Origin of the sequence: Bradyrhizobium sp. CCBAU 21365, assembly GCF_015291305.1 — a bacterium.
In the GTDB taxonomy this organism is placed as follows: Bacteria; Pseudomonadota; Alphaproteobacteria; order Rhizobiales; family Xanthobacteraceae; genus Bradyrhizobium; species Bradyrhizobium elkanii.
The window spans coordinates 2,176,227-2,188,795 of sequence record NZ_CP030036.1 but is presented as its reverse complement, the minus strand read 5'-3'; the positions used below and the strand labels follow the sequence as shown (position 1 = coordinate 2,188,795).

At 57.5% G+C, this 12,569-nt stretch carries 11 protein-coding genes and 1 riboswitch; of the genes, 8 read left to right on the top strand and 3 right to left on the bottom strand.

From position 1 onward, the window contains the following. Positions 1-39 precede the first annotated feature (39 nt). Positions 40-256: riboswitch (cobalamin riboswitch) on the bottom strand. Positions 257-657: 401 nt separating this feature from the next. Further along, the gene (locus XI02_RS10305) at positions 658-1,590 is read right to left on the bottom strand and encodes a hypothetical protein (protein WP_026192318.1); all 933 of its coding nucleotides are present in this window, start codon (positions 1,588-1,590) and stop codon (positions 658-660) included. A gap of 701 nt (positions 1,591-2,291) precedes the next feature. Between XI02_RS10305 and XI02_RS46150 the strand changes: the two genes are divergently transcribed. Both XI02_RS46150 and XI02_RS10295 read left to right on the top strand, forming a co-directional pair. Continuing rightward, positions 2,292-2,540 carry a hypothetical protein gene (locus XI02_RS46150; protein WP_016847924.1) on the top strand — a complete coding sequence of 83 codons (249 nt, stop codon included), beginning with the start codon at positions 2,292-2,294 and terminating at the stop codon, positions 2,538-2,540. Positions 2,541-3,808: 1,268 nt separating this feature from the next. Then, on the top strand, positions 3,809-5,497 hold the full coding sequence (locus XI02_RS10295) for an HrpF/NolX family T3SS translocon protein (RefSeq protein WP_026192317.1): 1,689 nt from the start codon (positions 3,809-3,811) through the stop codon (positions 5,495-5,497). Positions 5,498-5,661: 164 nt separating this feature from the next. Here XI02_RS10295 and XI02_RS10290 read toward each other — a convergent pair whose 3' ends face one another. Beyond that, positions 5,662-5,862: a hypothetical protein gene (locus XI02_RS10290; RefSeq protein WP_125459153.1), complete on the bottom strand. Its 201-nt coding sequence runs from the start codon at positions 5,860-5,862 to the stop codon at positions 5,662-5,664. An 862-nt stretch (positions 5,863-6,724) separates the two neighbouring features. On the opposite strand from XI02_RS10290, the gene XI02_RS10285 reads away from it, so the two are divergent. From XI02_RS10285 to XI02_RS10260, 6 genes are all read left to right on the top strand, one after another. Then, entirely contained in the window at positions 6,725-6,958 is a 234-nt protein-coding gene (locus XI02_RS10285; RefSeq protein WP_075968406.1) for a hypothetical protein, read from the top strand. Between the two features lie 116 nt (positions 6,959-7,074). Then, the gene (locus tag XI02_RS10280; protein ID WP_026192316.1) at positions 7,075-7,965 is read left to right on the top strand and encodes a hypothetical protein; all 891 of its coding nucleotides are present in this window, start codon (positions 7,075-7,077) and stop codon (positions 7,963-7,965) included. A gap of 33 nt (positions 7,966-7,998) precedes the next feature. Beyond that, positions 7,999-8,535, top strand: coding sequence for a hypothetical protein (locus XI02_RS10275; protein ID WP_016847917.1), 537 nt, complete (start codon positions 7,999-8,001; stop codon positions 8,533-8,535). Positions 8,536-8,537: 2 nt separating this feature from the next. Then, positions 8,538-8,963, top strand: a complete 426-nt coding sequence (locus XI02_RS10270) for a hypothetical protein (RefSeq protein ID WP_050994308.1) — start codon at positions 8,538-8,540, stop codon at positions 8,961-8,963. Between the two features lie 8 nt (positions 8,964-8,971). After that, positions 8,972-11,095 (top strand): type III secretion system export apparatus subunit SctV, encoded by a 2,124-nt coding sequence (sctV, locus tag XI02_RS10265; RefSeq protein ID WP_026192314.1) that lies wholly within the window; start codon positions 8,972-8,974, stop codon positions 11,093-11,095. 208 nt (positions 11,096-11,303) lie between these two features. Beyond that, positions 11,304-11,705 carry a tetratricopeptide repeat protein gene (locus tag XI02_RS10260; RefSeq protein WP_225161263.1) on the top strand — a complete coding sequence of 134 codons (402 nt, stop codon included), beginning with the start codon at positions 11,304-11,306 and terminating at the stop codon, positions 11,703-11,705. Positions 11,706-11,905: 200 nt separating this feature from the next. Here XI02_RS10260 and XI02_RS10255 read toward each other — a convergent pair whose 3' ends face one another. Then, a complete protein-coding gene (locus tag XI02_RS10255; protein ID WP_018269940.1) occupies positions 11,906-12,226 on the bottom strand; it encodes a hypothetical protein in 321 nt (106 codons plus the stop codon). Positions 12,227-12,569 lie beyond the last annotated feature (343 nt).

Below are 12,569 nucleotides of genomic sequence, written 5' to 3'. Positions count from 1 at the left end.
TCCCCGGCTGCAAGCGACCCACCGGGACACCCCGCCCGAGGACTTTCATTCGGTCGCGGCAGGTCTCCTGGCTCGCGGGTCACTGCGGCCATCGGCCTTCCCGGCGCTGTGTCGCGCCAGTGACCATGATGACAACCGCTCGCCGCTTACAGTTGCGGGGGCAGCCCCGGAGTTGCCGTTTTGGCGCACCGGGTTCCCTCTTAGCTTCCACCCTACAAGATGTGGGGAACGGAAGACCGTGACTGACTATAGATAGGTCTACGCGCCGGGATTCGTCAATTGGAGAGATCAAGATTTAGAAGGCAAAAACATACCGACCGCCCGGACCACTCTATCGCCGCTGTCACTTCTTGCTGCAGAGATGCCTTGGGCTGCCTTTCAGTTTCCGTTAAGCTTGCGCATAGTCGAGGAAATTCTGACCCACGTGTCGCATTGATGCGATCTATGAAACCGCGCGTCAGCAGAGAGGGAATTCGGCAAGGCGCTCTCCGATCTGAATCGCAGCGCTCGCCGCGACAAATGGCATCTGGACGAATCGTTATCCATCGTCGGCGAACAACATTGGCCCTGGCGCGCCTTCGACCAGAATGGCCTTGTTTTTCGACGTCTTGATCCAGCGCCGAAGAGACTCGCGCGCTGCACAGTGGTCCTTAACTGTCAGGGCTCCAGCGCAACGTGCAAGCCCTCGTTGCTTTCAACATGAACGTAACGGGGTCCAATCGGCCGTCCCCTGCCGCTGGCGACGGTGACAACGTCTTCCAGAGGCGTGGCCCGCGCATCCGCCTCTGGGCGAGACAAGATCAGATCCGCATGCAACAGCCCTTCTGATTCGAGGCCGGTCGCATCCACGCCAAGGGCCGCCAAGCTGGCCAAACAACTTTCAAACTCTTCAGCATCGCGAAAGCGACGCTGGATAAACGTCGCGCCGGTAAGACGTTCTGTCACAAGACCACGCTTTGCAAACGCTTCGGCCAACGATTCAAATGGGAACATTCGTAGCACAAAGGAGATGATCCATGGTTGCTTCTCTGTCGCATCGAGAATCTCGCTGAACGTCTTCTCGGTAACGTAGCCGATGCATCCGGTTGACATGATAACATCCACGGAGCGGAGAATGCGCGCGCTATCCGTCGATAGCGCCTCCTTTTCAAGGTCAGCGACGATGCCCTGCTCCAAGAGGCCAACACTCTTTGCATAGCTGATCGCCTGTACCGACACGTCGAGGCCGATAAAGCGCGCCAACCCGACATCAGGCCAGGCTGCATAAAAATTGCGATCGAGACTCACCAGTGTTTCAGAACTGATCGCCCTCATCTCACGCCGGGCGTAGCGGTGACGCAAGCCCCCGAAGGTCAGCGGAAAGCGATGCACTGCTGCGTTGATGCCGTATGAACATCCAACGTCGAGCACGACGGGCTTAAGGCCGGTTGCCGAAGCTTTCGCTGCCAGGATTTGGCGCACAACCGGCTCAGCCACGTCCGGAATCATATAATCTAGGTCTCCGAGGATCGAGAAATATGCCCTCGGATCATCAGAAGCATAAATATTATGGAATATAGCTTTAGACCGATTAATACGCGAAAAATCCATCCGCAACACAGTTCCTCCCATCTCATTTGCAAGCGAGTCGACGACAGTGCCTTCGTACTCGCCCGCACTTTGGTATACAGGTCGGTCTTACACCCGCCGATGCGACAGCAGAAGCGGCAAGCGGACAAGAGCATCCGCCTGCGTAAGATTTTCATGAAACTGGTCCCGCACCGATGAACAGCCGCTGGAGATACATTCGGCCGAGTTGAGAGCGGGTCGAGGCAACGGCAGGCAACATGAGAAGAACCGTTTCTGTCGCGTGATAAGATTGGCAGCATTCGTGAGCGCGAATCGGCCAGCACCTTAGAGAAGCGAGCTGACCGAAAGCTGACGAGCGTTCGTTACCCGATGACCGCGGCAGGTTTCCATTTAGGAAGAAGCATCGGCCTCCAACTTGGGACGAATTTTGGTGTCGATCCTGTCGTGAAAATAGCAGGTATACTCATCCGATCTCGGAGGCTGCATCTTGAAGAAAGTGCTATGTGTTCCTGTTTTCACCTGCCTGACGTCGCCAGGACGCTCGGCGCGCCGCTGACGCTGCCATCGACGCCTTACAGTTACATGTTCTGGATCAGGACCTCGCGACCGCACTACAGGAATTCGGTCACAATCGGAATATCCGGGTCAATGTAAGTACTGGGGTGAAGGGGCGGATTCGCGGGCGGCTACCGGAACTCCCACCGCGAGAATTTCTCGACCGCTTGATCAAGCTCTATAATTTTCAATGGTACTACGATGGGCGGGTGCTTTACGTATCCGACGCGCACAAGGCGCAAAGCCGACTACTGATCTTGAATCCGATCAGCTTTGATGCATTCAGAGACGGCAAAGCCGTCGCGTATCGCAACGACGCCACAGGCTTCGAGCAACAGCTGTCCGAGCTAGGAGGTAGCGGCATCCTACATCGCAGCTTGCGATTTTTTTTGATGCGAACCTTTGAACTGCTCTAAAAGACTCGTCATACGGATGAAATTCGACGTTTAAGGATGAGAGACGTTCCCGCTGTGAGGAGTAACACGGGCCTCAACCGGCAATAAGCAGACATGCGCGGTCAATCCAAGGAGCTTTGAGCAGAAACTGACGGGACCGCATGAAGCGGACGAATCTAACTAACTAGCATCGGATTTGGCCGAAGCTTGGAGCCGCGCCGTCACGCGCCGAGCCATCATTCGACGGCGGACGTGCCGCCACCACTGGTCCTCACTCGCCAAGCCGCCACATTCCTTAGATCGACATGCTGAGAAACTGCAATGTGATGTCAGGCAGGCACCCGCGGACAACAACTTTCGCCATCGCGGGTGTGCCGCACATGGCCGAACCGCGAGGAGAAAACTTATTCGTCTCCCAAGTCGTTAAACCTGCTCTTGCGGCTAGTTTGCGTCCGCCCTTCGTAACCGCGTGACCCAACTGTTATCTCGTATTGAGCCCGCGACGTGGATTCGATGCAGGGTCGAAGAGCGCAGCGGCCAAGGACGAACAAAAGGACTTAGGCCGGGCGTCCGAGCTTTGATGTTTGTCAGTGCAAGTTGGGTCCGCTCAACGCGTCTGACGATGGAGTTTTTCGAGGACTTGGTCGACGACCGGTATCTGAGCCGACCATGCTGGATGCGCAGCTCAGAAGAGCCAGCAGCTCAGAAGAGCGAGCACTTTTTCTGGCGCAGGCGCGGGGGTGGCTACTGCGAAATCAGCGCCCACCTTAAGGTGTTCCGGAGCTCTTGCGAGATTGTTGGACCAAATCAACGAATGCTCCCGATAGGCAGACGTAAAGCTTTAACTCGCTGACATGGCACCAGGCCAGGCGAACGCAACTAAGCGAAGCTGGCACCGGCATTGAAATACGTCCAGGTCCCTTGCGGGCAAGACTACTTCATCAATCACCCTGAAATCGTCTGAGCGCCGTCAGCTTCTCGAAAGGTTGTCCGTTTTACCATACGGGCGAATATTTAGACGGCGGCGTTCCCATGGATAGTCGCGAAACTGAGCGCTGAAGGCGCACTGAGCAACAGGATGCAAGTGGTAGGACCTGTTGAACTCTGCCGATCAACACTCCCTGTTCGTCGCGATCTCGGGCCGCGCCGGTGACCGTCTTGTGGTGCACACTTACATCGGAGGACGTGTAATGTCAGTCGACCTATCGCCAACCGCCAACTCAACTGTGGCTTTCTCCGGAATGCCCGCCCCTCCCTCGTCGGCGCAGGACTTTTCCAGCTTTCAGGCGATGCTGGCCAGCCTCTCCTCGAAAGACACGACCAACGATCATTCAGCATCGCAAGTGACGGCCTCCACAGAATCAACCAAGCAACTGACTGAGGAACTCACGCAGGAGGCGCGGAGTATCCTGCCACCAGAGATAAGGGCAGCATTGGATGCATATCAGGATGACCCACAGCCGTCCTGTGCTGCCGGCAGCCCAATCATTGCGGAAGCGCCCGTACAAAGCTCAAGGATCACCTGGAACGGTGGCACGCTGACTAATGCGGAACTGCAGATTGTCTCTGTGCTGAACCGCCACAAGGACAAATGCCCGCTTGATTGGAAGTCTCTGGGAGATTTGGCCAACGATCCCTCGACACCGCCGGATCTAAAGGCGGCGATCGAGGCACTGCAACAGGACCCGGAGCTCTTCTATGCGATCGGTTCGCAAGGCGACGGCCGCTGTGGCGGCAAGATCAAAGCGGGCGATCTCAGCGGCTTTTCCGACCATCACCCTCAAGTTGCCGCGTTCCAGGAGCAGCGGGCGCGGATCTACGAGCAGAACTACATGCCATCCGACGGTACCGGGAACGGTGAGCCATCGGTCATGACACTGACCGATGCCTTGCGCGAACTCTACCGCTATTCCGATAACCTGCCCAAGAACTTGAGCCTTGCGGATTTCAGGCGCATCGTGGACGGCAACGCCGACATTGGCAAATGCCCCCCACAGGTCCTCGCCGCGGCTCAATATTTTCTCGACCACCCGGATCAATGGAAGCAGTTGTACGGCGGCTCGATAGATAAGGTCCACAAGGAGGACTTCCTGCAGGTCGCTTCGTCATCGATGAGTCTCACTCGACCCGAGCTGAGCACACTAAACACGATCAACAAGAACCAGGACGCTTTCTTTGGAAATGGCGATCTGACCCGGGAAAAGCTCGTGAGTATGGTGGACGACAAGAGCCTTTCCCCTGAGGTGCGAAGCGCGGCTTCCCAGCTGCTCTCGGATCCTGTGCTGTTCGGATTGATGAACAACGCGATTACTGGTTACAAAACCCACCACAAGTTTTTCGACTTCGGCGGCGGCCATACGGTCGATTCCGGAAACATCAGCAGAAACGATTTCAACCAGTTCTTCAACAACATGTCTGGTGCGAACCGCGCCGCTCCGCAATTGAAAACGCATGCCGCTCAAACGCCGGCCGAACAGGAGGCTACCGCAGACATGATGATTGGCGCGGCAGATCAGCCCGACATCAAGTCTCCCAAGAAGAACGGTGGCGCCCTCATGCACGCAATTAATGACGTGCTCAAGGTAGGCTCGAAGGTACTCGACTGGACAGCGACGGCCGTTGGTGTACTCGGCTTCATTCCAGGGCTGGGCGAACTGGCCGATCTTGCTTCAATGGTGATCGAGGCCGAAGCGCAAGCTGCAAATCTTCTGCACACCGCGATCAGCGGCGGCAACATGAAGAAGGCGCTGGAGGAAGCCGGGCTGAGTCTTGCGGCGCAGGCCGTGGGCTGCATCGCCGGCCCCGAGGTCAAGATAGCGATTCGAGAAGGCTTGGTGAAGCAGGCAATTCAAGAAGCGGCGACGGCCGGCATCAATCTGCCGGTGTCGATGGCCCAGTCCTACGCGGAGGACTATCTGAATAACCTCAAGGCACGGATTGAATCCGAGCGCACGCAAGCTGCAGGTGCCTACGCCTAGTCGTAGCGGCGCTAACGAAAGGCCAGCTTGCGCGGCCTGCGCGGTAGGGTCGTCCCCGCCGCGCAGGTCGCGCAAGCATATTCGATGCTTACACCGACGAGCGTGCTTGTCGCTAGCTAAACCGGCGCATTTGTCGGCTGCACTCGAGCACCCGACGGGCGTTCTCACATCGCGTGCGCCACCGCGAAGATTTCGTCGGGCCGATTGCGCCACCCATCGCGGACGGTAAACTTGTTGATGCCTTCACGCCGCGACGGAACCGGTGGAGTGGCGTGCCTGACCGGTTTACGTCGTCGGATCGAGAGCACATTAATGGAGGTGACGCTCAAGGTCCTTGTCTCCAGCGCCTCCTGATCGCTGTCCACGAAAGTGATCCATTTTTATGGGCCTGCTCCGAGCGGGAATGGAAGATCGCTCTTCATCGCTGACTCGCATGAGCAACTTTATCCTGGCGCAGCAGCCCGGGACAGGATCTAGACAAATCGCTGCGTGGTTCGAGGTACCTAAACTGCCGAACGAGCTGCGAGGGGTCCAAAGCCGGGCGAGTCCCGAGATGGGCCACGTCAAAGCTTAAGCCCGTTTTATCCGTCCGGCGCTTACATTCCGCTTGTCAACGCTGCGCTTTGATGAACAACGGCTTGCCTGATCAAGTGCCACATAGGCGAGGTCTTGTACCAACCCTGTGATCTGCAGCTTACGCCGACACACTGCCGAAATATGAGGCGGCCTGTCCAGAGGCAACATCAAAGAGATCGGCTCACAGAATTTCTGAGGCTCGTCAGCTTGTCGAAAGCTAATGCTTCCATAGTAGCCGTGACGGCGACCGCTCCCTCCGCACGAACGAAGTTTTGAAGTAGGAGAACCCGATGCGCATTTCCAGCTCTAGCGCCGCTGGGCACCTTGATTCCGACCTCCACGCGACTGGCGGCGGCAAAAAAGGATCTCGGGCGCCTGGCGAGCACGATGATCATGGCCAATCGCATGGTGCAGGCGCTCCCTTAAATGGCGGCGCGTCTGGTCCAGACGCTGACTCGCAAGCCGCTGCTATGCAGCAAGCGTTCAACGTCGCTCTCGGCGCCGTCGCTATGCAGTTTGTAAGTAGTGCAATGGGTCGTTTCGACGACGCCATGGCCGAGACAGAGGAGGATTCCTGACCTCGCATGTTGCGGCGTCAGGAAAATCGGAGCCGCAAGGCGCGGCAATCTTCAAATAAACAGGAGAGACAATATGGCTGATAAGGTTGGTGCTTCTCATTCCTCGACGGCGGGTGGCGCAGCTGGTACTGCTACTGCAGCCGCGGGTTCCGCCGCAGCTGAAGCTGCGGGAGAAGCGGCATTCAACAGGCAGCTCGCCGCCCTGACTGCCAGCAGCACGAAGGCTGCTGAAAGGGATGTAGAACTTCGCGTCGTCTCGACAGAACTCTCGACCGTCAAGAAAGTGGCCGACGAGCGGGTGCAGTAACGGATGAAGCGGGACGAAATTATATCCTCCCGCTTTTGCCGGCCGCATGATCTGTGAAGTCGCAACAGACCGTACGGCTTTGCCGTACGGTCTCGTTCTTCATTCAGGAGACGATCGTGAATGAACCAGCTTCCCCGCTATTCGAAGTGTTGTCGGGGTGTTATTCCGGGTTGACCGGCAAAGCGGGGAGCGGCTCCTGCTTGATTGGCAGCAGCCTCGATGCTGATTTGGTCTTCATCGAGCAAGGCCTCGAACCGCACCATCTTCGCGTCAGCTGGCATATCAGCTCGATCGAGATCGAGGCCCTTGCCGCGGACGTCGCGATCGAGGGTCGCGGCCCTATTTCGCCAAATGAGACCGTTGTTGTCCCTCTTCCTGCCGTCATCCATATGGGCGCGATGTCCATTCGCTGCTCGACCGAAGGCACTCAGCAAGCCGGCTCTACCGGGCGCTGGCATGTACCGATTATCCCGCTTGCCTTGGTCCTCATCAGCTCTGCCGCAGTTGGCACCCTTTCAACGAGATTTGTCCAGTTCGACAGCGCCGCAGCGCTGAGCACCTCGTCCTCCGCCACGGACATTGCCCCCAAAATCGCGCTCGCGACCCCTGATGTTCCGGCCACCGACGCAGCGGCTCAACGGCTGCAAGGGGAAGTTGACGCGGCGGGCCTGCTCGGCATCAAAGTCAGTTCCGGGCCGGGCGTTGTGACCGCCGATGGCACTATTACGCCTGCCTCGCTCGCTAAATGGCGGGAAGTCCAGCAGCGGTTCGATGTCCAAAGCAATGGTGCTTATACGCTCGTCAGTGCGGTCGCCATCAAGGAGGAGAAGGCGCCCCCCGCAATTGCCGTCCAGGCAGTTTGGCGCGGAAGCGCCCCTTATCTGGTCATTGCTGGTCAAAAGTACTTCGCGGGTGCACTCCTGAGCAATGGATGGACCGTAAAGGAGATCGAGGACGGACGTGTGCTGCTGACACGCAATGGCCAGCTTGCTGCTTTGTCTTATTAGAGTTTTAGCCCGCGGCCAACGAAGGAACGTTTCATGACTAGGCTGCCGCAGCGGTCCGTAGAGCCTGGCATCGCCTTTCAGGGAATTAACAACGAGCATCATGCACCTGTTATCGCCCCGGCCACACCTCAGGCCAGCAGCGTCGGCATCGACAAGGTCCATGGAAACGGCAAGGGTCACACGTCAGTTGTCCAACAGCGCGAAGCGCAGGAGCGGTTGGCTGCCAGCACGATCGATAACGCGCTCGAACTCAAGTCAATCGATCCAATCTCGCGGATCAATCCCACCGATGCCACCGAGCACGCAGGTAAGATCGAAACGAGTTCGGAACTTGCCTGCCTGAAGGGCCCCAATCTCGCGCATAGCCTGCTCTCCTTCGTCACGCCCCGCCTGCGTCATTCGCATGTAGTACGTCCGGAGCAACACGGCCTTCTCCTCGAGCGTCTGGCCGATGCGCTGTCAGCCGCGCCAGAGGGCTCGGTGGCAGGCGAAGGGGCTGCGCTTCTGCGGCTGGAGCTGCGGCGTTTAATCCTGCTCCGGCAGAATCACAACAGCTTGATCCAAGGCTAGCAATGCCAGATCCGCACGAAGTGCAGCACTTCACACCTACCCGGTCGTCGAATGTTTCCAAAGCCGATCGGGCAGTTCCGATCTCTGGGCCCGAGCGCGATTTGCTCTGCACGCTTTCCTATGTCCACCTTGCGTGCGGGCAGAGCGCACACAGTCTGGCGCTCTTGCGGCTCGTCGTTCACGAACATTCTCAAGACGTCGAGCTGCTTCGCATCCTCGCCTATGCCCTCATCTCGGAGCGCCTCGGCGAGGAAGCGCTATCGGTATTGGACAGGCTGGACATGCTTGATGATCAGCCATCGTCGCGTCTGCCATTGCTGCTGCTGCGCAGCCATGCTCTGCGTCAGGCTGGCCGCATGGCCGAGGCGCAGGCCACCTTCAAGCGCTATGTTTCCTTGCGGGGCAACCCGGCTCCGGTCAAACAATAAGGCTTTGCATGGCCAGTCACCTACGAAATCTCGTCGCCCGCGCACCGGCCCATCCGGATATCATGGTCGCACTGATGCTGCTTCTGGCGATCGGCATGATGATCATGCCGATCCCGATCATCGTGATTGACATGCTTATCGGCTTCAACCTCGGCTTTGCCATATTGCTGCTGATGGTTGCCCTCTATCTCAGCACGCCGCTTGATTTTTCGTCGCTGCCGGGCGTCATTCTGATTTCGACGGTTTTTCGTCTGGCGCTGACCATCGCAACAACACGCCTGATTCTTGCGGAGGGCGACGCCGGCAGCATCATCCACACCTTTGGCGACTTCGTCATTTCGGGGAATATCGCTGTCGGAATCGTCATATTCCTGATCGTGACCATGGTGCAGTTCATGGTCCTTGCCAAAGGCGCCGAGCGCGTCGCAGAGGTGTCAGCGCGATTCACGCTCGATGCACTTCCGGGCAAGCAGATGGCGATCGATGCGGAGCTGCGCAACAACCATATCGATCAACACGAAGCACGTCGCCGGCGCGCGGCACTTGAGCAAGAAAGCCAACTTCATGGTGCAATGGATGGCGCCATGAAATTCGTGAAAGGCGACGCGATCGCCGGGTTGATCGTCATCTGCATCAATATGCTGGGCGGAATCAGCATCGGCCTGCTCTCCAAGGATATGTCGCTCGATGCCGCGATGCATCACTATACGCTGCTGACGATAGGTGATGCGCTCATTTCACAGATTCCCGCACTGTTGCTGTCGATTACGGCCGCGACCATCGTCACACGGGTCAACGGGCCTTCCAAGCTCAAGCTTGGGGCCGATATTGTCAGCCAACTTACGGCGAGCACACAAGCGCTTCGGCTGGCGGCCTGCGTCTTATTGTTAATGGGATTCGTTCCTGGCTTCCCCTTGCCCCCGTTCGTCATCTTGGCCGTGCTCTTCGCTGCCGCAAGCTATGTCAAGGTCGGCGCGAAAGGCGACGAGCCTGCCGCGAAGACAGGCGCAAACGTCACTGCTTCGGCACCGGCTCCAGCACAGGCACAGGCACAGAAGCAAGCCGCTCATGCGGAAGCACTTCCGATTGCGTTATTCCTTGCGCCGAACCTGACACATTCAATCGACAAAGACGAGTTGGAACAAAGCATCGCGCGCGTTTCCACGTCGGTATCGGCAGACCTTGGAATCACGGTTCCGCGTATCCCGGCCCGGATTGACCAGAACCTGTCCAAGTCGCAGTTCAGGATAGATGTCGATAGCGTGCCGGTTGAACGGGATGTGATCGATCCGACGCAACTCGTTCTCAACGATGATATTGCGAACATTGAACTAAGCGGCATCCCATTTCGGCAAGATCCGGAGACGGCTCGCGTATGGATCGAAGAACGCCATGCAGCTGCGCTCAAAGCCGCCGGGATCGGACACCACCGTCCGGTCGAAATTCTTGCTTTACGTCTCCATTCCACATTGACACGCTACGCACAGCGCCTGGTAGGCATTCAAGAGACACGTCAACTGCTTGCCCGAATGGAGCAGGAGTACGCCGATCTGGTGAAGGAAGTGCTTCGTACGGCGACCATTCCTCGGATCGCAGAGGTCCTGCGCCGTCTGCTCGACGAGGGGATACCCATTCGCAACACTCGCCTCCTCCTGGAGGCCCTTGCAGAATGGAGTGAACGCGAGCAGAACGCCGTCCTGCTCACTGAATATGTTCGTGCCGCCCTGAAGCGGCAGATCTGCTTTCGCTATGCCAATGCCCACCGCGTTGTGGCCGCCTTTATCATCGAGCGTGAGACTGAAGAGATAGTGCGCGTTTCGGTGCGCGAAACCGCTGTCGGACCATATCTCGTTCTGGACGATTGGCAGAGCGAGAAGCTGCTTTCACAATTCCGTCAGATCCATTCGACCATCGCACAAAGCCAAAGCCAGCCCGTCATTCTCGGCTCGATGGATATCCGGCGCTTCGTACGCGGCTTTCTCACCCGCAACGGGCTCGATCTGCCCGTTCTGTCTTATCAGGATCTCGCCTCGGAGTTCACAGTCCAGCCGATTGGGTCCGTGAAACTTCCGGCTACCAAGGAAAGGGTTCCTTCCTCGGAGCGTGGCGGGCTGCTTCCAGCCGCAAGTTAACAGAGCACAGCAGCTCGTCGTGAGATAGCCTATGAATTCCTATGAGATAAGCCTCTGGCGACGCGCATGCTTCCTTCGCTCAGCCTTGTGCTCAAGCTCGCTCGCTATCGTTCTGCTCGCAGGCTGCGCTAACCCGGATAGGTCGGCCCTTTCATCGCGGCAGACGCCCTCGTCAGACCTAGCTGACGCCAAGGCGATCGATCCTGGCGTGCGCGAACGAATTCCATACAGCCTCGGTCGGGATGCTGATGAGCAAACTCTGCGCGATACGTTGAAGCAACAACCAAACAATGTCGATGCGGCGATCTCTCTTGCGCGGGTCCTGCTGGCCCGCAAATCGCCCGATCAAGCCCTTGAGGTTCTCGATAATGTCCTCTTGGCGGCTCCCGGCGATCTGCGCACACTGAACGCCAAGGGCGTTGTCCTCGATCAGAAGGGCCGCCATCAAGAGGCGCAAGGGCTATACCGCAAAGCTCTCGAAAGAGAACCCTCAAATGCGATGTTGCACAACAATCTCAAACTGTCGCTTGCGCTAGAAAGTAAGACGGAGACCGAGGATGCCGGGTCACAACCGCGGATGGATGACGCCTTGGCGCGCAGCGAACAATAGCGTGCAAAAGCTTGACGCTTGAGTGGCCGGCTTGCCGATAACTAGGCTCCCCTTAATCGGCCGCACTATACGCCGCCGCAAAACCTCAAAAGTAATTAGAGATGCGATCGATAATTGTATCGCCACGTGTAGTAACATTGCAATTCATCCGTTACTTACCTTGCATATGACACCGCCACCTTGCGCCGGCAGAGACCAAATTAAGCCTGCAGTCCGACATTCGTGAGAGCTTTCGCGGCTTCGATAGAATAGACAACATCCTCCGTGAACCGCTGCTTGGCGCCTTTCATCCACCCCTGAAGAATGCCGATCTGGTCGGGCGCTGAAGACGTCGAGGAGACATGCTTGAAGAACTCTGTCAACTGCGTCGCTTCGATTTGAATGCGCTCCTGCCAGTGCCAATAGGCCTCTGAGTACTTTTTCACAAACTCGCTTTGCGCTCCGATGGCTCGCTTCGTGAAGTCCTGAAATGCGCCGGCTGCAATGCCGATGTCATCGTTGATCCCGGTTTCTTTCGTCATCGCCATCTCCTGTATGGTTGTATATGGACGAGACGACGCCTGAGCAGCGCTCCCGCATGTCTCCCATGATCACTAATTGACGCGCCCACACACCATCTCATGATTGTGAGGCCACTATTGTCACTTCTCGACCGAGCAAGCGACGTGCCACAAACGATCGTGAGGGCTTGCCGTCCACGAACAGGAAAAACATGTACTTGATACAGCGCTCCCGCAGCCCTGATCCGCAGCGTCGGACTCTGGACATAATAAGTATCACACCGGACAGGGCAGAGTGCGACAGGAATAAGGGCAATGGCAGTTCGTACTAAACAGCGACGAAGGTGGATCGGGGAGCATTGCC